Here is a 19529-nt window from a genome sequence, read left to right as displayed (position 1 = left end):
GACGCTCAATGAAATGCGACACGGATCGCCTGGCCGGTCTTCGATTCCACGACTCCTCTGTTTAGAGTGGTGCTCTAATCTGTGGACGTGGTGGAGGACAAGGAGGTGCCGCGTCGTGCGACTGACCCCCACGGAACGTGACCGGCTGCTGCTCTTCGGTGCCGCGGAGCTGGCCCGGGCCCGCCGGGCGCGGGGCCTCAGGCTGAACGTGCCGGAGGCCACCGCGCTGATCGCGGACACCGTCTGCGAGGCGGCCCGGGACGGCAAGCGGCTCGCCGAGGCCATCGAGGCCGCCCGGTCGGTGCTCGGCCCCGAGGACGTGCTGCCGGGCGTCGCCGACGTCGTCAGCGAGGTGATGGTCGAGGCCGTCTTCGACGACGGCTCCCGGCTCGCGGTCGTCTCCGACCCGATCGGCGGGGGCCTCGGCGCGGACGCCCCGGGCGCGCTGCTGCCCGGCCCCGAGCACGCCGACCCCGAGCCCGCCGTCCGGCTGCGCGTCACCAACACCGCCGGCGTGCCGGTCTCCGTCACCTCCCACTTCCACTTCTTCGAGGCCAACCCCCGCCTCGACTTCGACCGCCACGCCGCCTACGGCATGCGGCTGGCCGTACCCGCGGGCTCCTCGGTCCGCTTCGGGCCCGGCGAGAGCGCGGAGGTCCCGCTCGTGCCGATCGGCGGCGAGCGGATCGCGATCGGCTTCGCCGGCCTGGTGGACGGGCCGCTGGACGCGCCCGGCGCGAAGGAAGAGGCCCTGCGCAGGGCCGCCGCCTGTGGCTATCTGGGAGTGACCCCGGAAGGAGACGAGGAGCGATGAGCCGCTCGAAGGGACGAGAGGTGAGCCGGTCGATCCACGTCGACCCGCACGCCTACGCGGCCACCCACGGCCCGCGCGCCAGCGACCGCGTCCGCCTCGGCGACTCCGGGCTGACCATCCGTGTCGAGTCCGACGCCCAGAAGTACGGCGACGAGTTCCTGGCCGGGTTCGGCAAGACCGCCCGGGACGGACTGCACCTGAAGGCCGCCGCCGTCCGCGAGACCTGCGACGTGGTGATCAGCAACGTCGTCGTGATCGACGCCGTGCAGGGCATCCGCAAGGTGTCCATCGGCATCCGCGAGGGCCGCATCGCGGCCGTCGGGCGGGCCGGCAACCCGGACACCCTGGACGGTGTGGACGTCGTCGTCGGCACCGGCACCTCCATCGTCTCCGGCGAGGGCCTGATCGCCACCGCCGGCGCCGTCGACACCCATGTGCACCTGCTGTCGCCGCGCATCATGGAGGCGTCCCTCGCCTCCGGCGTGACCACGATCATCGGGCAGGAGTTCGGCCCCGTCTGGGGCGTCGGCGTCAACTCGCCCTGGGCGCTGCGCCACGCCTTCAACGCCTTCGACGCCTGGCCGGTCAACATCGGCTTCCTGGGCCGGGGTTCGTCCTCCCACCCGGCGCCGCTGATCGAGGCGCTGGCCGAGGGCGGGGCGAGCGGCTTCAAGGTGCACGAGGACATGGGCGCCCACACCCGCGCGCTGGACACCGCGCTGCGGGTCGCCGAGGAGCACGACGTCCAAGTGGCCCTGCACAGCGACGGGCTGAACGAGTGCCTGTCGGTCGAGGACACCCTGCGGGTGCTGGAGGGCCGCACGATCCACGCCTTCCACATCGAGGGCTGCGGCGGCGGACACGTGCCCAACGTGCTGAAGATGGCCGGAGTCCCGAACGTCATCGGTTCCTCCACCAACCCCACCCTGCCCTTCGGCCGGGACGCGGTCGCCGAGCACTACGGCATGATCGTCTCCGTCCACGACCTCAAGCCCGACCTGCCCGGCGACGCCGCCATGGCCCGCGACCGCATCCGGGCCGGCACCATGGGCGCCGAGGACGTGCTGCACGACCTGGGCGCGATCGGCATCACCTCCTCCGACGCGCAGGGCATGGGCCGGGCCGGGGAGACGGTCCGCCGCACCTTCGCCATGGCCGGCAAGATGAAGGCCGAGCTGGGCCCGCTGGAGGGCGACGGCGAGGGCGACGACAACGCCCGCGTGCTGCGCTACATGGCCAAGCTGACCATCAACCCGGCCATCGCGCACGGCCTTTCGCACGAGGTCGGCTCGATCGAGGCCGGCAAGCTCGCGGACATCGTGCTGTGGCGCCCGGAGTACTTCGGTGCCAAGCCGCAGCTCGTGCTGAAGGCCGGCTTCCCGGCGTACGGCGTGGTCGGCGACCCCAACGCGGCCACCGACACCTGCGAACCCCTCGTCCTCGGCCCGCAGTTCGGGGCGTACGGTGCCACGGCCGCGGACATCTCCGTGGCGTTCGTCGCCCGGGCCGCCGTCGACCAGGGCAACGACACGATGCCCACCCGGCGCCGCCGGGTCGCCGTGCGCGGCACCCGCGGCATCGGCCCCGCCGACCTGCGCCTGAACGCCCGTACCGGCGCGGTGGACGTCGACCAGCGCACCGGCCTGGTCACCCTCGACGGCGAGCCACTGCGCTCGGAACCGGCCGAGTCCGTCTCCCTCAACCGCCTCTACTTCCTCTAAGGACCTCCTCGCATGAGCACCCCCGCCGCCGACGGCTTCCGCATGCCCGCCGAGTGGGCCCCGCACGAGCGCACCTGGATGGCGTGGCCGGGCCCCAACCCCACCTTCGACGACCCGGCCGACCTGGCCGCCGCCCGCACCGCCTGGGCCTGCGTCGCCCGCGCGATCCGCCGCTTCGAACCGGTGACGGTCGTGTGCGGCCCCGGCCAGTCCGCCGAGGCCCGGGAACTGCTCGGCCCCGGCATCGACACCGTCGAACGGCCGCTGGACGACGCCTGGATGCGGGACATCGGCCCCACCTTCCTCACCGACGGCAAGGGCGGCCTGGCCGCCGTCGACTGGACCTTCAACGGCTGGGGCGCCCAGCACTGGGCCCGCTGGGAGCACGACTCCAAGATCGGCGCGTACGTCGCCGGCCTCACGGACGCCAAGACGTACGCCTCGAAGCTGGTCAACGAGGGCGGCGCGATCCACGTCGACGGCGAGGGCACCGTCCTGCTCACCGAGACCGTGCAGCTCGGCCCCGAGCGCAACCCGCACTGGTCCAGGGCGGAGGTCGAGGCGGAGATCCACGCCCACCTCGGCACCGAGAAGGCGATCTGGCTGCCGCGCGGCCTGACCGGCGACTACCCCCCGCACGGCTTCGGCACCCTCGGCCACGTCGACATCGTCGCCGCCTTCGCCCGCCCCGGCGTCGTCGTCGCCCACCACCAGCCCGACCCCGCCCACCCCGACCACGAGGTCACCAAGGAGGTCATCGGCCTGCTGAGGTCGGCGACCGACGCCCGGGGCCGCGCCCTGGAGGTGGTCGAGGTGCCCGCCCCGACCGTGCTGGAGGCCGACGGCCACTGGGCCGACTACTCCTACATCAACCACTACATCTGCAACGGCGGCCTGGTCCTGTGCGGCTTCGACGACCCGCGCGACGAGATCGCCGCCGGGATCTTCCGCCGCCTGTTCCCGGAGCGGACGGTGACCCTGGTGGACGCCCGTACGATCTTCTCCGGTGGCGGTGGCATCCACTGCATCACCCAGCAGCAGCCGAAGGTCTGACACACACAGGAGCGGGAGCAGCAGATGGCCGGTGCGGGCCGGGCGCGCCGAAACGCGCCGCCGCGCGAGGTGGTCCTCGCCGCCGCCATGGGCATGATCGCCGAGCGCGGTCTGGAGAAGCTCACCATGGCGGGGCTCGGCCGCGAGGTCGGGATGAGCAGCGGCCATCTGCTGTACTACTTCCGCTCCAAGGACGAGCTGCTGCTCCAGACCCTGGAGTGGAGCGAGGGCCGGCTCGGCGCGGAACGCGGCCGGCTGCTCGCCGGGCCCGGGTCCGCGCGCGAGCGGCTGGAGGCGTACGTCGACCTGTACGTCCCCGAGGGCCACCGGGACCCGCACTGGACGCTGTGGCTGGAGGTCTGGAACCGCTCGCAGAACGCCGACGACGACGCGCGCGCCCGGCAGGCCGCGATCGAGGGGGCCTGGCACCGGGACCTGGTCGCGCTGATCGCGGAGGGGGTGTCGCGGGGGGAGTTCCGGGGGGTGGACGCGGACCGCTTCGCCACGAGGACGCGTGCGCTGCTTGACGGGTTCTCGATTCATGTTGCTATCGGGTTGCGCGGTACCGATCGCGACCAAGTCCTCCGTCATGTGCGGGAGTTCTTCGAGGATGCGTTGCTGGTCGTCTAGCCGCGGGTCCGTCGTGGCTGGTCGCGCCCGCGCGGCGGAGCCGCATATCGATACAGCCCCGCGCCCCTTCGGGGCGCCGCACAGGAATCGTTCACTCCCGCTCCGGGCATGTACCGGCCCATGGGACGTCAACACTGGAAGAAGATCTGGGTCGGCTCGGCGGGGAACATGGTCGAGTGGTTCGACTGGTTCGTGTACGCGAGCTTCGCCACCTATTTCGCCGGCGCGTTCTTCCCGAGCGGCAACCCCACCGCGCAGCTGATGAACACCGCCGGCATCTTCGCCGTCGGCTTCTTCATGCGCCCCGTGGGCGGCTGGCTGCTGGGCAGGGTCGGCGACCGCAAGGGCCGCAAGGCGGCACTCACCCTGACCGTCACCCTCATGTCGGCCTCGGCGGTGCTCATCGCCGTGGCCCCCACCTACTCCGTCGCCGGGTACGGCGGCGCGCTGGTGCTGCTCGTCGCCCGGCTGCTCCAGGGCCTGTCCGTGGGCGGCGAGTACGCGGCCAGCGCCACCTATCTCACCGAGGCGTCCGACCCGTCCCGGCGCGGCTTCGCCTCCAGTTTCCAGTACGTGTCCATGACGGCCGGCCAGATCGCGGGCCTCGGCCTCCTGATCATCCTGCAGCGGACCATGTCCGACGACGCCCTGCACAGCTACGGCTGGCGCATCCCGTTCATCGTGGGCGCGCTCGGCGCGGCCGTCGTCTTCTACCTGCGCCGCACCATGCTGGAGACCGAGGTGTACGCGGAGGACACCTCGCACAGCGCCGAGCGCGGCACCCTGCGCGCCCTGTGGCGGCACAAGCGGGAGGCGTTCCTGGTCGTCGCCCTCACCATGGGCGGCACGGTGGCCTACTACACGTACACCACCTATCTGACCAAGTACCTGTCCAACTCGGCGGGCCTGTCCAAGCAGACGGCGACCCTGGTCTCCTTCACCGCGCTGATCGTCTTCGCCTGCCTCCAGCCGCTGGCCGGTGCCCTGTCCGACCGCGTCGGCCGCCGCCCGCTGCTGATCACGTTCGCCGTCGGCTCCACCCTCCTCACCGTGCCGATCATGACGCTGCTCAGGCGCGTGGACGGCTACTGGCCCGCCCTCGGCCTCGCCCTGCTCGCGCTGGTCGTGGTCACCGGCTACACCTCGATCAACGCCTGCGTGAAGGCCGAGCTGTTCCCGACCGGCGTCCGCGCGCTCGGCGTGGCCCTGCCGTACGCCATCGCCAACGCCCTCTTCGGCGGCACCGCCGAATACGTCGCCCTGTGGTTCAAGAAGGGCGGCATCGAGTCCGGCTTCTACTGGTACGTGGCCGCCTGCGCCGCCGTCTCCCTCGTGGTGTACGTGACCATGCGCGAGACGAAGGACCTGGACCTGGCCCGGGTGAAGGCCGGCGAGGGAACCGGGGCGGGCGACGGGGAGTCCACCCTGACGACCGCATCCTGAGACGGTGGGCGAGCCGGGGGCGGGGCTGTGCCAGACTGCCCCCGTGCTCTCGTTCGCCATGATTATTGGCAGCAGGCGCGCCGGTCCGCAGTGACCACCTCGTACGACCAGGTGCGGGTGGCCACCGTCGTCCTCGACCCGCGCGCAGACCTCTCGCACCCGCGAGGGGTTTTTTCGTTTTCCGGCCCACCTTCAGCCGGGGGCGGAGCGCGCGGGAGGATTGGGGGGATGGTGGAGCCGGTCATTCCGGTAAGACCGAAGATCCATAACAGGAGCCTTGAGACCATGACCGAGACGGCAACCAGCGAGCTCGACGACTCGTTCCACGTCTTCGACACCACGCTGCGCGACGGAGCGCAGCGCGAGGGCATCAACCTCACCGTCGCGGACAAGCTCGCGATCGCCCGGCACCTGGACGACTTCGGCGTGGGCTTCATCGAGGGCGGCTGGCCCGGCGCCAACCCCCGGGACACCGAGTTCTTCGCCCGCGCCCGCCAAGAGATCGACTTCCGTCACGCCCAGTTGGTCGCCTTCGGCGCCACCCGCCGCGCCGGCACCACGGCCGCCGAGGACCCGCAGGTGAGGGCGCTGCTGGAGTCCGGCGCCCCGGTGATCACCCTGGTCGCCAAGTCGCACGACCGCCACGTGGAGCTGGCGCTGCGCACCACCCTGGACGAGAACCTGGAGATGGTCCGCGACACCGTGTCGTACCTGAAGGGCCAGGGCCGCCGGGTCTTCGTGGACTGCGAGCACTTCTTCGACGGCTACCGCGCCAACCCCGACTACGCCAAGGCCGTCGTCCGCGCCGCCGCCGAGGCCGGCGCCGACGTCGTCGTCCTGTGCGACACCAACGGCGGCATGCTGCCCGCCCAGGTCCACGCGGTCGTCTCCACCGTCCTCGCCGACACCGGCGCCCGGCTCGGCGTCCACGCCCAGGACGACACCGGCTGCGCGGTCGCCAACACCCTGGCCGCCGTGGACGCGGGCGCCACCCACGTGCAGTGCACGGCCAACGGCTACGGCGAGCGCGTCGGCAACGCCAACCTGTTCCCGGTGGTCGCCGCCCTGGAGCTGAAGTACGGCAAGAAGGTGCTGCCCGACGGCAAGCTGCGCGAGACCACCCGCATCTCCCACGCCATCGCCGAGGTCGTCAACCTCACCCCGTCCACCCACCAGCCGTACGTGGGCGTCTCCGCGTTCGCGCACAAGGCCGGGCTGCACGCCTCCGCCATCAAGGTCGACCCCGACCTGTACCAGCACATCGACCCCGAACTGGTCGGCAACACCATGCGCATGCTGGTCTCCGACATGGCGGGCCGCGCCTCCATCGAGCTGAAGGGCAAGGAGCTCGGCATCGACCTGGGCGGCGACCGGGAGCTGGTCGGGCGCGTGGTCGAGCGCGTGAAGGAGCGCGAACTCAAGGGCTACACCTACGAGGCCGCCGACGCCTCCTTCGAACTCCTGCTGCGCGCCGAGGTCGAGGGCCGGCCGCTGAAGTACTTCGACGTGGAGTCCTGGCGGGCCATCGTGGAGGACCGCCCCGACGGCACCCACGCCAACGAGGCCACGGTCAAGCTGTGGGCCAAGGCCGAGCGGATCGTCGCCACGGCCGAGGGCAACGGCCCCGTCAACGCCCTGGACCGGGCACTGCGGGTGGCGCTGGAGCGGATCTACCCGCAGCTCGCCAAGCTGGAGCTGGTCGACTACAAGGTCCGCATCCTGGAGGGCAAGCACGGCACCTCCTCCACCACCCGCGTCCTGATCTCCACCTCCGACGGCTCCGGCGAGTGGGCCACGGTCGGCGTGGCGGAGAACGTCATCGCCGCGTCCTGGCAGGCCCTGGAGGACGCCTACACCTACGGCCTCCTCCGCGCGGGCGTGGAACCGGCGGAGTAGCCCCGCCGGGCGCTCAGGGCGCCCGCCAGATGTTGTCGAAGGCCACGTTCTCGATGCGGCGGCGTTCGCGGACGGCCTCCAGTTCGGTGACCGCGTCGCCGACCGCGATCAGTACGGTGACGACCGCCTCGTCCTCGGGTGCCTCCCGGGCCGGGCGGTCGGCGCCGATGCCGAGGGGGGCCGCGAGCCCGGTGAGGACCGGGTCGAGGGACTCCCAGCGGTCGGTGGCGTGACGCCGGGCGGCGGTGTCGGCCGGCGCCGTGGCCTTGCCCCGGCGCCGGGGCAGCCAGTGGTGGCGCCGCTCCCCGCTGAGCTGCCCGGCCGCCTCCAGCACGTCGTAGTAGGCCACGGCCAGTCCCTCGCCGCGGCGCCACAGCCAGTCGGCGACCGTCTCGTACGGCTGCTCGCGCCGGAGCCGGGCCCCCGCCTCGTCCAGCATCCGGTCACCGGTGGTCAGCGGCGGCCCCGGCACGACGAGCTCGCCGTCCAGGGTGAGCGCCCGCGCGCCGAGCAGGTCGACCAGCTCGGCCCCGGCCAGCGCCAGTGACAGGTCGCCCTGTTCGACGGGGTGTTCCCCGGGGACGTCCATACTGACGAGGAAAAGATCCTGCGGTGTGGTCATGCCCTCCACCTTGGTCCGCTCCCGCCCGATCCGCAGCACGGCACACCGGCACGGCGTCAGCAGGAGTCCTCGGCGAGCCGCTCGAACTCCCGCCCGCTCATCACGCGCCCGTCGGCCCACACCTGCCCCGGCCTCAGCCGCCCCACCTGCTCGGTGGTGAACTCGACCGTCCCGTTGTGGGCGTCGTCGCCGGTGTACTGCCCGAACCTCAGGAGGTAGTGGTGCCGGGGCAGCAGCCGCTGCGGGCCCCGGTGCCGGGCGGCCCAGCCGGCGGGCGGGGCGAAGAGGGGGAAGCCGGCGTCACCGCGCAGCCCCTCCTTCTCCACGTCCCAGCCGGTGGTGACGGGCCCGTCCTCGCCGCCGTGCGGCCGCCCGTCCAGGGACGGGTTCTGGTAGCCGTTGTCGCCGCACGGACGGAACACCGCGTACGGCGTCCCGTCCGGCGCGGCCCGCACCCCGGCGAGCGGCAGATCGAGGGCCGCACAGCCGCTCAGCACCAGCATCCCGACGCCGATCCCCGCCGCCACGGCCCCCGTGTGTCGCATGTTCCGCCTAACGCAGTGTCCACTTCTGGTTGGCGGCCCCGGTGCACGACCAGATCTGAGCCCGGGCCCCGTTCGCCGACGAGTTGTCGGTGACGTCCAGGCACTTGTCGGCCGCCGCGTTCACCACATCACCGGTGGCCGCGTCGTACGACCACCGTTGGGCACCGGTTCCGTTGCAGTCGTACAACTGGACCTTGGCCCCGTCGGCCGTCGAACCCGAGGTCACGTCCAGGCACTTGCCGAGCGCCCGGACCGATCCGTCGGCCTGTACGGTCCACTGCTGGGCGGCGCTGCCGTTGCAGTCGTAGAGCTGCACCGCCGTCCCGTCGGCGCTCGAACCACCCGCCACGTCCAGGCACTTGCCGGCCAGTCCGACGAATGCGCCGGTCCGGTCGCCGCCCCCGGACTGGGTGCCGGACCAGGTGAAGGTCGCCGAGGTCTTGCCCGGCAGCGAGTAAGTGGCGTGTTGCGCACCCCAGTTGATGGTGACCGTGCGTGCCGAGGCGGAGTCGTTGTACGCGATCAGCGCCTTGCTCCCGTCCGGGTTGCGCCAGGCCACGTTCGGCACGGCGGTGGACGCGGTGGAGGCGATCCGCTGGGCGCCGGGGCGGACGAACTTGGTCAGGTGGCCCATGTCGTAGTACTCGACGGTGTAGTCCACGGTGCCGCTCGCGACGTCGCCGTTGTGCACGGTGACCAGCCCGGTGCAGGTGCCGCACCCGCCGTTGTGCGGCCCCATGTTCTGATCCACGGCCAGCGACCACTTGGTCACCGACTTCGCCCAGTTGCGCGTGTAGTTGATGATGTCGAACATGTCCTCGCGCTGCTGGTTCGCGATCCAGGTGCCGCCGGAGTGCTCGGTGCCGAAGGCGTCCAGCGCCGGATACTGGTTGTGCACGGCCGTCTGCTTGCCGACGTCACCGCCGTAGCCGTGCCAGGCGATGCCGCCGAAGTTGGGGTGGCTGCGCACGGCCGGGTCGTCCACGGTCTGCGCCGCGTAGGAGTCGTACACGTCCCAGTTCCAGTCGTGCGCCAGCACCTTGGTGCCGAGCCCCGCCGCCTGGAGCTTGGGCAGCAGCTCGTTCTTCGTGAAGTAGGCGAGTCCGCTCGCGTTCCAGCTCATCGACGGATAGCCGGAACAACAGGTCGGCTCGTTCTGCGCGGTGACGTACCGGACGTCGACGCCCTGCGCCCTGTACGCCTGGAGGTACTTCACGAAGTACGAGGCGTACGCGCCGTAGTACTCCGCCTTCAGCCAGCCGCCGTTGAGGGAGCCGCTGTCCTTCATCCAGGCCGGTGCCGTCCACGGCGAGGCCATCACGGTCAGGGACGGGTTCAGCTGGAGCGCCTGCTTGGTCAGCGGGACGACGTCCGCCAGGTCGTGCGCTATGGAGAACTTCGCCAGCGAGGGGTCGCTCTGCCCGGCGGGCACGTCGTCGTAGGTGTAGCCGTAGCGGGCGAGGTCGGAGGCGCCCATCGGGTTGCGCAGGAACGACAGGCCGATGCCGTCGGTGGGCGAGAACAGCTTGCGCATGGCCGTGTCCCGGGCCGCGGGCGTGAGCGCCCCGCTGCCGTTCATCAGCCAGGCGGCGGTGTCGGTGAAGGACGCGCCGCCGCCGGTGAAGGTCTGGTAGCGGGTGTTCTCGTCCACGGTGATGTTCTCGCCGCTCCCGCCCGCGCCGGACTGGAAGGCGAACGGGGTCTGCGGCTGAAGGCCGCGTACGACATGCCGGCCGGCGGAGTCGTCGGTGGTGGTGAGCCAGGCGGTGACCTGCTCGCCGGCCGCGTGCGCGGGGACCGCGGCCATGCCGTACCCGGTGACGGAGAGCAGTCCGGCCAGCAGCAGCCGGACCGCGCGGGGGGTTCTCCTCATGGTGCGTCGCCCTTTCTGCGGGGTGGGGGAGGGCTGACGGGTCGTCTTGACGGGCGTGTGAGGCCCTAGTTAACTCACGGCGTGAGCTAAGCCATGAGTGAACCACGAGAGTCCATGAGTGAACCGTGAGAGTCAAGGGAAGGTCCATGCGAAGAACCGCCCTGCTCGCCTCCGCCGCGCTCCTCGCCGGTCTGCTGCCCTGGGCGGCCACCGCCCGCGCCGCCGACGAGCCGCCGCCCACCGCCGTCGACCGCTTCGAGGGCGAGGTGCCCTTCGCCAAGCAGCCCGCCGAGGGCATCTTCACCTGGGGCGGCGACACCGACGACCCGCCCGCGCTCCGCCTGGCCGACCGCGCCGACGCTCCCGAGGGCGCCAAGGTCCTGACCGGCACCTACGAGATCAGCGGCTACGGCGGCTTCACCCACGACTACGCCGCCACCGCCCCCGCCCACGACTGGTCCGCGCACCGGGGCATCCGCTTCTGGTGGGACGGCCGGAACGACGGCCGGGAGATCACCGTCGAGATCAAGGACGGCGGCGCCCACGGCGAGGCATCCGAACTCTGGACGACCTCCTTCACCGACGACTTCACCGGCTGGAAGCGGGTCGAACTCCCCTTCACCGACTTCGCCTACCGCACCGACTACCAGCCCGTCGGCGGCATCGACCACGTCCTCGGCCTGAAGGAGATGTGGGGCTACTCCGTCACCCTCCCGACCGGCGCCAAGGGCGACTTCGCCATGGACGGCGTGGAGCTGTACGGCACGGCGGACCCCGCCCTGCGCGCCTCCGTCACCACCGGCGCGCCCGTCCACCCGGTCGAGGAGGGCGGAACGGCGAAGGTGAAGGTGTCGGTCGCCACCACCGGCGCGGCCCCCCTCACCGACCCCGTGACGGTCACCTACACCACGACCGGCGGCACCGCCGCCTCCGGCACCGACTACACCCCCGTCTCCGGCACCCTCACCTTCCCGGCCGGCACCGCCTCCGGCGCCACCCGGACCGTCGAGGTGCCCACCCGCCGCGACCGCGCGGCCGAACCCGCCGAGACGATCCCGCTGAAGCTCACCGTCACCGGCGCCAAGGCCCCCGCGGAGACCCCGCAGGTCGTGATCGACGCGCACGGACTGCCGTACCTGGACGCCAAGCTGCCCGTCCGCGAGCGGGTCGCCGACCTGCTCGGCCGGATGTCCCTGGCGGAGAAGGCCGGCCAGATGACCCAGGCCGAGCGCGGCGCCGTCGGCCAGGGCGCCGACATCACCGCCTACGCCCTCGGCTCACTGCTGTCCGGCGGCGGCTCCACCCCCACGCCCAACACCCCCGAGGCGTGGGCGAAGATGATCGACGCCTTCCAGCTGCGAGCCCAGGCCACCCGCTTCCAGATCCCGCTGATCTACGGGGTGGACGCGGTCCACGGCCACAACAACCTCACCGGCGCCACGATCCTGCCGCACAACATCGGCATCGGCGCCGCCCGCGACCCCCGACTCGCCTACGAGACGGGCGCGGTGACGGCCGCCGAGGTCCGCGCGACCGGCGTGCCCTGGGACTTCGCGCCCTGCCTGTGCGTGAGCCGCGACGAACGCTGGGGCCGCGCCTACGAGTCCTACGGCGAGGATCCGGCCCTCGTGGAGTCCATGGAGACGGTGATCCAGGGCCTCCAGGGCCGCGCCAACGGCAAGGACCTGAGCCGGAACGACAAGGTACTGGCCACGGCCAAGCACTTCGTCGCCGACGGCGGCACCGCGTACGGCTCCTCCACCACCGGCACGTACACCATCGACCAGGGCGTCACCACGGTCACCCGGAAGCAGCTGGAGGGCATCCACCTCGCGCCGTACCAGGAGGCCGTGGACCGGGGCGTCGGCACGGTCATGCCGTCGTACTCCTCCCTGGACCTCGGCGACGGCAAGGGCGCGGTGAAGATGCACGCCCGCGGCGACATGATCAACGGCGTGCTCAAGGGCCGGATGGGCTTCGACGGCTTCGTGATCAGCGACTACAACGCCACCGACCAGCTCCCCGGCGACCGGGCCGCCCAGGTCCGCGCGGCGGTGAACGCGGGCGTGGACATGATGATGGTGCCGTACTCGTACAAGGAGTTCAGCACCACGCTCGCCGACGAGGCCAGGGCGGGCCGGGTCACGGGCAAGCGGATCGACGACGCGGTCACCCGCATCCTCACCGAGAAGATGAAGCTGGGCCTGTTCGAGCACCCCTACGCCGACACCACCCACGCGGCCGCCATCGGCTCCCCGGAGCACCGGAAGGTCGCCCGCCGGGCCGCCGCCGAGTCGCAGGTGCTGCTGAAGAACACCGGCGGGCTGCTGCCGCTCAAGAAGAGCCAGAAGGTGTACGTCGCCGGGTCCAACGCCGACGACATCGGCAACCAGACCGGCGGCTGGACCGTCACCTGGCAGGGCTCCTCCGGGAACATCGTCCCCGGCACCACAATCCTCCAGGGCCTGCGCAAGGCGGGCGGCCAGGTCACCTACTCCAAGGATGCCTCCGCCCCGACCGGCGGCCACGATGTGGGCGTGGTCGTCGTCGGCGAGACCCCGTACGCCGAGGGCGCCGGAGACGTGGGCAACGGCCACGACCTCACCCTGTCCGCCGCCGACCGGGCCGCCGTGGACAAGGTCTGCGCGGCCATGGAGTGCGCGGTGCTGATCGTCTCCGGCCGCCCCCAGCTCATCGGGGACCGCCTGGACGAGATCGACGCCCTGGTGGCCTCCTGGCTGCCCGGCACCGAGGGCGACGGCGTCGCGGACGTGCTGTACGGCAAGCGCCCCTTCACCGGACAGCTCCCGGTGAGCTGGCCGAAGTCCGAGGCGCAGCTCCCGATCAACGTGGGCGACACGGCGTACGACCCGCAGTTCCCGTACGGCTGGGGCCTGACCACCCTCGCCGAGCCCCCGCAGGGCGGCGCGTCCACCCTGCGCGCCCTGGCCACCCGGGCCACGGCGGCCGAACGCCACGGGGACGCACGGACCGGCCGCGCCCTGGTCACCCGGGCCCGCCTCCTGGTCCAGCAGAAGGCGGCCGGCCACCTCACCCAGGCGGTGTCCAAGCCCTTCGCCGACGCAGACCACCTGCTGCTGACCGGACGGTACGGAAAGGCGGTGGAAAAGCTGGCCGAGGCGTACCGCGCCGCCTGATCCAGGAGCAGGCGAACGCCCCCTTTGGGGAGGTTTCGGGTAATTTTTAGATATGAAGGCCGTTCCGCGGACCCGAAGCCTCCCCGCACTGCTGCTGGCCGCCCTGGCACTGGTGCTGGCGACCCTGTACGCGCCCCCGGCGAGCGCGGAGACCAGCGTCTCCACGATCGCCCAGGCCCTGCGCAAGAGCCCCGTCTACGTCGACCCGGCGGCCCGGGACCAGCTGCCCGCCAACACCGCCGAGGCGCTCGAAGCCCGGATCAAACGCGCGGACAAACCCCTGTTCATCGCGGTCCTCCCGGCCGGCTACCCCACCGCCGACCTCTTCGCCGACCTGCGCGCGGCCACCGGCGTCACCGGCCTGTACGGGATCCGCCTAGGCGACCGCTTCGACGCCCGCGCCGACGCCTCCGTCATGTCGCCCACGGCCCGGCAGAACCTCGTCCGCAGCGTCCAGGGCGAGGACGCCAAGACCCAGCTGGCCGACTTCACCGACCGCGCCCTGCTCAACATGCGCGGCCACGCCCCCGACAGCTGGGGCGGCACGGGCGACGGCGTGTCCGGCACGGCCCTGATCACGACGGCGGCGGTCCTGGTGATCGCCGGCGCGGGCGCGTACACCCTCGTCCGGCGCAACCGCCGCCGCCGCGAGGAGGAGCAGCGGGCCGCGCTGGACCGGCTGCGGGTGGTCGTGGACGAGGACATCACCGCGTTCGGCGAGGAACTCGACCGCCTCGACTTCCAGCCCCGGGCACCCGGCGCGGACGACGCCATGCGCGCCGACTACGAGCACGCGCTGGACGCCTACGACACCGCCAAGCAGCGCATGGCCATGGCCGAGCGCCCCGAGGACGTCCGCGGGGTCACCCAGGCACTGGAGGACGGCCGCTTCTCCCTGGCCAGCTTGGCTGCCCGCCGCGAGGGCCGCCCGCTCCCGGAGCGCCGCCCGCCCTGCTTCTTCGACCCCCGCCACGGCCCCTCGGTCTCCGACGCCACCTGGACGCCGCCCGGCGGCGCCCCCCGCCAGGTCCCGGTCTGCGCGGCGGACGCCACCCGTCTGGCCGACGGCCGGGACCCGGTGATCCGCGAGGTCGACACCGACTACGGCCGCCGCCCCTACTGGGACGCGGGCCCCGCCTACGGCCCCTGGGCAGGCGGCTACTTCGGCGGCGGCCTCCTGCCCGGCCTCCTCGTCGGCACCATGCTGGGCGGCCTGATGGCGACGCCCACGTACGCCGCCGACTACGGAGCCGGGTACGGCGACTTCGGTGACCAGGCGGGTTACGGCGGCGGCTACGAGGGCGGAGACGTCTCCGGCACCGACTTCGACCCCGGGGACTTCGGGGGTGGCTTCGGTGACGGGGGCGGCTTCGGCGGGGGCGGCGACTTCGGCGGCGGGGGCGGCGGGGACTTCGGCGGGAGCTACTGACCCCGCCGGGTGGCGTAGCGCTCGCCGGCCGCGTGCCACCAGGCGGGCGGGGAGGTCCCGGCCACGGCCGAGGTCGGCTGGCCGGGATGCAGCCCGAGCCGCCACAGCGCGGAGGCGTCGACGTTCACCACGACGGTCCCGTGCCAGTGCCCGTCGTCGCCTCGCCCGCACATCAGGTCGATCCGGATCTCCTCCGGCGCGAACGGCATCCAGTCGATGCCGCGCTCACGCAGTCAACCGAGCAGCGCGTGCACGGCGTGCGGCCGGCCGGGCACGTTCGCGTACGAGGCTATGTGGACCCATTCCGCGTCAGCGCGTTCAGCGCGCGATGCCGTCAAGGAACTCACTCCAGGTGGTGGGGGAGAGGTTGAGGACGGGGCCGGTGGGGGTTTTGGAGTCGCGGATGTGGATGGTGGAGGTGTGGGCGGCTACCTCTACGCAGTTGCCGCCTTCGTCACTGCTGTAGCTGGACTTACGCCACGTGTAGGCGAGTTCCAAGCAGTCACCACCCTGGCTGCCGCTGTAGCTGGACTTGAACCATGCGAGTGCCGCTGCGGTCTTCATGACTCTCCTAGCAGTTCCTTCAGCAGACCCACGCTCTTGTCGGGTGTGAGGGCCTGTGACCGCAGCATTCCATACTGAAGGTGGTAGTCGCTGACCTCGTTGGGATCATCGACAAGAAAACTTGCCCGCTGAACCTCCAGGTAGACCAAGCGCTCGAACTCGGGGGTTTCCAGCAGCACCATGGGGCCGTCCAGGCATGCATGTGGTGTCCGGCTCGCAGGCATGATCTGGAAGCTCATGTGGGCCGGTTCGGTGTACTCCAGGATCTGCCGAATCTGTGCACGCATCACATCCGGGCCACCCACCTGCCGCCGCAGGATGCTCTCCTCGAGAACGAAGTGTCCGACGGGCGGCCGATCCCTCTGCCAGATCAACTGCCGATCCATGCGAGCCTGAACCCATTGCTCGGCCTTTTCGCTTACGAGCGCCGGGTAGCGATAGTTGAATACTGCGCGGCAGTACTCAGGGGTCTGGAGCAGTCCAGGAACCACCAGGCTCTGGTACGAGAGGATGCTCACCGCCTCCTGCTCGTGATCCACCAGCCCCTGTGCGAACTGGACGATGCGATCCCGTACAGGCAGCCTCGCTACCAGGACCGACAACGCACCCCCCGTGTCGAGGAGTTCATCGAACTGTTCTGCTCGATCGGGCTGTAGGGCGAGCCTCCCTTGCTCGATGGACCTCACTGTGTCGACGGAGATGTTGGCCATCTCGGCCAACTGCTCCTGGGTGAGGCGTGCTTTCTTGCGGTAGTGGGCGACGAGCGCGCCGACCGCGTACCACGAACCGACCTTCTTGGGCCTTGGTGCCTCGTGCATGGCCGTTCCTTTCCCCCATATGCACGCCGATCTGTCGTAGTGGACTCGTAGTAATGAGAACTACGACTTCACTCACTGCCCCACTGTAGTGACGCACAGTGACAGTGACCTCGTGAATGCACAGACCCAACACCCCCACACACGCCAGGTGTTCTACCGTCGGGACCGCAGGTCGGTATGGCTCGCACGGAAGTTCGCATGGCAGACGTTGACCGACTGGGCGGCGGCCGAGCGCGGAGACGATGTCCTGCTCTGCGTGAGCGAGTTGGCGACGAACGCCCTTCTCCACGGGGTTCCCGCAGGCCGTGGCTTCCTCCTCCGACTGGTGCTGCATGCGGAGGGCGCTCTACGGGTGGAGGTGCACGACAGTGGGCCGGGTGAGGTGGGCTGCCCGGACCCGGCGCCGGACGCTGACGCGGAACATGGGAGGGGGCTGCTTCTCGTTGCTGCCCTTGCTGACAAGTGGGGCGTAGGGGAACGGAACCCAGGAAAGATCGTGTGGTGTGAGTTCCTCGTGAAGTGACCGTGGGGCCGCCCGCTTCTTGGTCAGTGTCGTGCTTCCACGAGGTGAGTCAAGGGCGCGTTCCGCGTCGCCTTCGGCGATGGGCCTGCGGCCCACCCTTGACACACCTCGCTCCAGCACGGGGAAGAAGCGAGCGGGCAGCCCGGGGAAAGTGGCCGGCTGAACCTGGTCGGGCCCTACCGTCGGCTGCGTACGCATCGTGGGTCGGGGATGCGCGCTCGCGCCTCGCCAGCACGCCGGGCGGGTTAAGCGGCTTCCGGCCCGGTGGCGGGTGGTGCGCGACGGCGCCTCGCATGGACGCCGGGCCGGTTCGGCGTCCGACGCCCGGGGCCGGATCGTTGGCCGGTGGTCCACCGGGTGGGTAGTTTTGGAATACCTGTCCATAACTAACCCCCCCACCCCCTGGCCCTGGACCGCCGGTGGTCGCGTAGGGCTCGCCGGAACCCGCTCGGGAGTCGTCGGGCGAGGCGGAGGCGACGTGTCCGGTGGGTGGTTTTGGACTGCGTGTCCATAACTAACCCCCTGCCCGCCAGCCCCGCCAGCGCCGCCAGGGTGGTGGCGGCCGTCATGGCACCAGTGCCCGCCCCTGGATCCGCCGAGGTGGGGCCGCGAAAGCCACCCCCGATGCGGGGCAAGGTGGCAGCAGCACTCACCGCCCACTCGCCCGCAGCCGCCGACCCCACCCGGCGTGCAGGCGAGACGCGACCGCGCCCCACCCCACCGGGCCGGTAGCCGCTTTGCCGACCCGGCGTGCTGGCGAGGCGAGGACGCGCACCCGCTACCGGGCCGGTAGCCGCCAAGCTCACCCGGCGTGCTGGCGAGGCGAGAACGCGTCCCTTGCCGACGGGGCGTCGTAGCTCACCCATGGGTCCGGTACCGGGCTGGGCCACTGTTCCTTCGGCCGCTCGCTCGCTTCTATCCCGGGCTGGAGCGAGGTGTGTCAAGGGTGGGCCGCAGGCCCATCGCCGAAGGCGACGCGGAACGCGCCCTTGACTCACCTCGCGGAAGCCCGACACTGACCAAGAAGCGAGCGGCCCAACGGCCACTGACGAACACCGACCCCCACACCCACGGCGGCGCCCCCCAACCCCCTCACGCCTGCTTGATCGCGGACACGTCGAACGCCAGCTTCACCTTGTCGGAGATCAGCACGCCCCCCGTCTCCAGTGCCGCGTTCCACGTCAGACCCCACTCGGACCGCAGGATCTCCGCCTTGCCGGTGAAGCCCACCCGCTCGTTGCCGAACGGGTCCTTGGCGAAGCCGTTGAACTCCACGTCGATGGTCAGCGGCTTGGTGACGCCGAGCAGGGACAGCTCACCGGTGACGCGGTACTCCTCCCCGCCCAGCACCTCCACCCCGCTGGTCCGGAACGTCATCGTCGGGAACTCGTCCGTCTTGAAGAAGTCCGCCGACTTCAGATGGGTGTCACGGTCCGCGTTGCCCGTGTCGATGCTCTCCATCCGGACGTCCAGCGAGGCCGTGGACTTCACCGGCTCGGCCCCGTCCAGACGCAGCGTGCCGGTGAAGTCACCGAAGCCGCCCCTGACGTTGGTGACCATCGCGTGCCGGGCGACGAACCCGATCGTGCTGTGTGCCGGGTCGATGACGTACTCACCGGTCAGCGCGGTCAGATCGGGACCGGCGACGGCCGGCGCGGCGGGGGCGGACGGGGTGGTGTTCTTGCGGCTGAAGATGCCCATGACGTGCTCCTGGTTGAACGTTGAACTAAGTTCAGGCTCCGACCATAGCCCCATTCTGTTTAGCGTTCAACTAAAGCCGCATCGTGTCACCACAACCACCCACAGTCACCCGTTCGTGCCTCTGGTGCACCACCCTCTCCCTCGGGCACCATCTGGCCTGCACCACCTGCACAGCCGCCCCGAAACGTCCGGCCCACCGCAGGAAGGCCCCCCATGAAGATCCGCTCCCTGGTGACCACCCTCGCCCTCGTCGCCGCCCCCGGCCTCGCCGTCGTAGGCACCGCCCCCGCCGCCTCCGCCTCCGCCGCCGTCACCAAGATCAGCCACGCCACCGCCACCTCGATGTTCCGCCAGTCCGGCATCACCTGGTCGTCCTCCGGCAACTGCTCCGACCGGAACAACCCCACCTGCACGTCCTTCGAGCAGCTCAACCTCGCCACCGCCCAGGGCGCCCAGACCCTCAAGAGCGCCAGCGGCTGCGCGCTGAACATCACCGGCGGCACCGAGACCGGCCACGCCTCCGGCACGTACTCCCACTGGAACGGCTACAAGCTCGACTACGGCAAGAACACGTGCGTGACCTCGTACGTCAAGAACACCTTCACGTACATCGGCCTGCGCGGTGACGGCGCCCCGCAGTACAAGTCCGGCTCCGGCAACATCTACGCCGACGAGGGCAACCACTGGGACGTCCTCTACTACAACTGCGGCGGCTGCTGACCGGGCGGCGACGGCGGTG

17 protein-coding genes are annotated in these 19529 nt (G+C 71.2%); 10 read left to right on the top strand and 7 right to left on the bottom strand.

Going from position 1 to position 19529, the window contains the following annotated elements:
• The first annotated feature begins 115 nt into the window (after positions 1-115).
• The 6 genes from ureA (at position 116) to cimA (ending at position 7557) form a co-directional block, all read left to right on the top strand.
• Positions 116-814, top strand: a complete 699-nt coding sequence (gene ureA, locus ACSURM_RS11555; RefSeq protein ID WP_436954909.1) for an urease subunit gamma — start codon at positions 116-118, stop codon at positions 812-814.
• The gene (locus ACSURM_RS11550; RefSeq protein WP_436954908.1) at positions 811-2535 is read left to right on the top strand and encodes an urease subunit alpha; all 1725 of its coding nucleotides are present in this window, start codon (positions 811-813) and stop codon (positions 2533-2535) included. The genes ureA and ACSURM_RS11550 overlap by 4 nt, the downstream gene beginning before the upstream one ends.
• Before the next feature lie 12 nt (positions 2536-2547).
• A complete protein-coding gene (locus tag ACSURM_RS11545; protein WP_436954907.1) occupies positions 2548-3588 on the top strand; it encodes an agmatine deiminase family protein in 1041 nt (346 codons plus the stop codon).
• A 24-nt stretch (positions 3589-3612) separates the two neighbouring features.
• Positions 3613-4218, top strand: a complete 606-nt coding sequence (locus tag ACSURM_RS11540) for a TetR/AcrR family transcriptional regulator (protein WP_436954906.1) — start codon at positions 3613-3615, stop codon at positions 4216-4218.
• Positions 4219-4338: 120 nt separating this feature from the next.
• Positions 4339-5661, top strand: a complete 1323-nt coding sequence (locus tag ACSURM_RS11535; RefSeq protein ID WP_436954905.1) for an MFS transporter — start codon at positions 4339-4341, stop codon at positions 5659-5661.
• A gap of 285 nt (positions 5662-5946) precedes the next feature.
• On the top strand, positions 5947-7557 hold the full coding sequence (gene cimA, locus ACSURM_RS11530) for a citramalate synthase (RefSeq protein ID WP_436954904.1): 1611 nt from the start codon (positions 5947-5949) through the stop codon (positions 7555-7557).
• 13 nt (positions 7558-7570) lie between these two features.
• On the opposite strand, the gene ACSURM_RS11525 is transcribed toward cimA, so the two are convergent.
• The 3 genes from ACSURM_RS11525 to ACSURM_RS11515 are packed head-to-tail and all read right to left on the bottom strand — an operon-like array spanning position 7571 to position 10597.
• A complete protein-coding gene (locus ACSURM_RS11525) occupies positions 7571-8179 on the bottom strand; it encodes a GOLPH3/VPS74 family protein (protein ID WP_436954902.1) in 609 nt (202 codons plus the stop codon).
• A 56-nt stretch (positions 8180-8235) separates the two neighbouring features.
• Complete coding sequence (locus tag ACSURM_RS11520; protein ID WP_436954901.1) at positions 8236-8724, bottom strand: hypothetical protein; 489 nt, start codon at positions 8722-8724, stop codon at positions 8236-8238.
• Between the two features lie 7 nt (positions 8725-8731).
• Positions 8732-10597, bottom strand: coding sequence for a lectin (locus ACSURM_RS11515; RefSeq protein ID WP_436954900.1), 1866 nt, complete (start codon positions 10595-10597; stop codon positions 8732-8734).
• Positions 10598-10743: 146 nt separating this feature from the next.
• Between ACSURM_RS11515 and ACSURM_RS11510 the strand changes: the two genes are divergently transcribed.
• Both ACSURM_RS11510 and ACSURM_RS11505 read left to right on the top strand, forming a co-directional pair.
• Complete coding sequence (locus tag ACSURM_RS11510) at positions 10744-13755, top strand: glycoside hydrolase family 3 N-terminal domain-containing protein (RefSeq protein ID WP_436954899.1); 3012 nt, start codon at positions 10744-10746, stop codon at positions 13753-13755.
• A gap of 52 nt (positions 13756-13807) precedes the next feature.
• Positions 13808-15184, top strand: a complete 1377-nt coding sequence (locus tag ACSURM_RS11505; RefSeq protein ID WP_436954898.1) for a hypothetical protein — start codon at positions 13808-13810, stop codon at positions 15182-15184.
• Here ACSURM_RS11505 and ACSURM_RS11500 read toward each other — a convergent pair.
• The 3 genes from ACSURM_RS11500 to ACSURM_RS11490 all read right to left on the bottom strand — a co-directional run bounded on the left by ACSURM_RS11500 (position 15178) and on the right by ACSURM_RS11490 (position 16566).
• Positions 15178-15393, bottom strand: a complete 216-nt coding sequence (locus ACSURM_RS11500; RefSeq protein WP_289970047.1) for a hypothetical protein — start codon at positions 15391-15393, stop codon at positions 15178-15180. The two genes, ACSURM_RS11505 and ACSURM_RS11500, sit on opposite strands and share 7 nt — an antisense overlap.
• 109 nt (positions 15394-15502) lie before the next feature.
• Positions 15503-15748 (bottom strand): DUF397 domain-containing protein, encoded by a 246-nt coding sequence (locus ACSURM_RS11495; protein WP_436954897.1) that lies wholly within the window; start codon positions 15746-15748, stop codon positions 15503-15505.
• Positions 15745-16566: a helix-turn-helix domain-containing protein gene (locus ACSURM_RS11490; protein WP_359480252.1), complete on the bottom strand. Its 822-nt coding sequence runs from the start codon at positions 16564-16566 to the stop codon at positions 15745-15747. The genes ACSURM_RS11495 and ACSURM_RS11490 overlap by 4 nt, the downstream gene beginning before the upstream one ends.
• Before the next feature lie 112 nt (positions 16567-16678).
• On the opposite strand from ACSURM_RS11490, the gene ACSURM_RS11485 reads away from it, so the two are divergent.
• On the top strand, positions 16679-17089 hold the full coding sequence (locus ACSURM_RS11485; protein ID WP_436954895.1) for an ATP-binding protein: 411 nt from the start codon (positions 16679-16681) through the stop codon (positions 17087-17089).
• A gap of 1092 nt (positions 17090-18181) precedes the next feature.
• Here ACSURM_RS11485 and ACSURM_RS11480 read toward each other — a convergent pair.
• Entirely contained in the window at positions 18182-18790 is a 609-nt protein-coding gene (locus ACSURM_RS11480) for a YceI family protein (protein WP_436954894.1), read from the bottom strand.
• Positions 18791-19003: 213 nt separating this feature from the next.
• Between ACSURM_RS11480 and ACSURM_RS11475 the strand changes: the two genes are divergently transcribed.
• Entirely contained in the window at positions 19004-19510 is a 507-nt protein-coding gene (locus tag ACSURM_RS11475) for a hypothetical protein (RefSeq protein ID WP_359048525.1), read from the top strand.
• Positions 19511-19529 lie beyond the last annotated feature (19 nt).

The sequence above is a fragment of the Streptomyces sp. SudanB182_2057 genome, from assembly GCF_964272715.1.
GTDB classification, from domain to species: domain Bacteria; phylum Actinomycetota; class Actinomycetes; order Streptomycetales; family Streptomycetaceae; genus Streptomyces; species Streptomyces rubradiris.
Note: the sequence above shows the minus strand (reverse complement) of the source record. Positions and strands in the feature narration are given on the sequence as shown.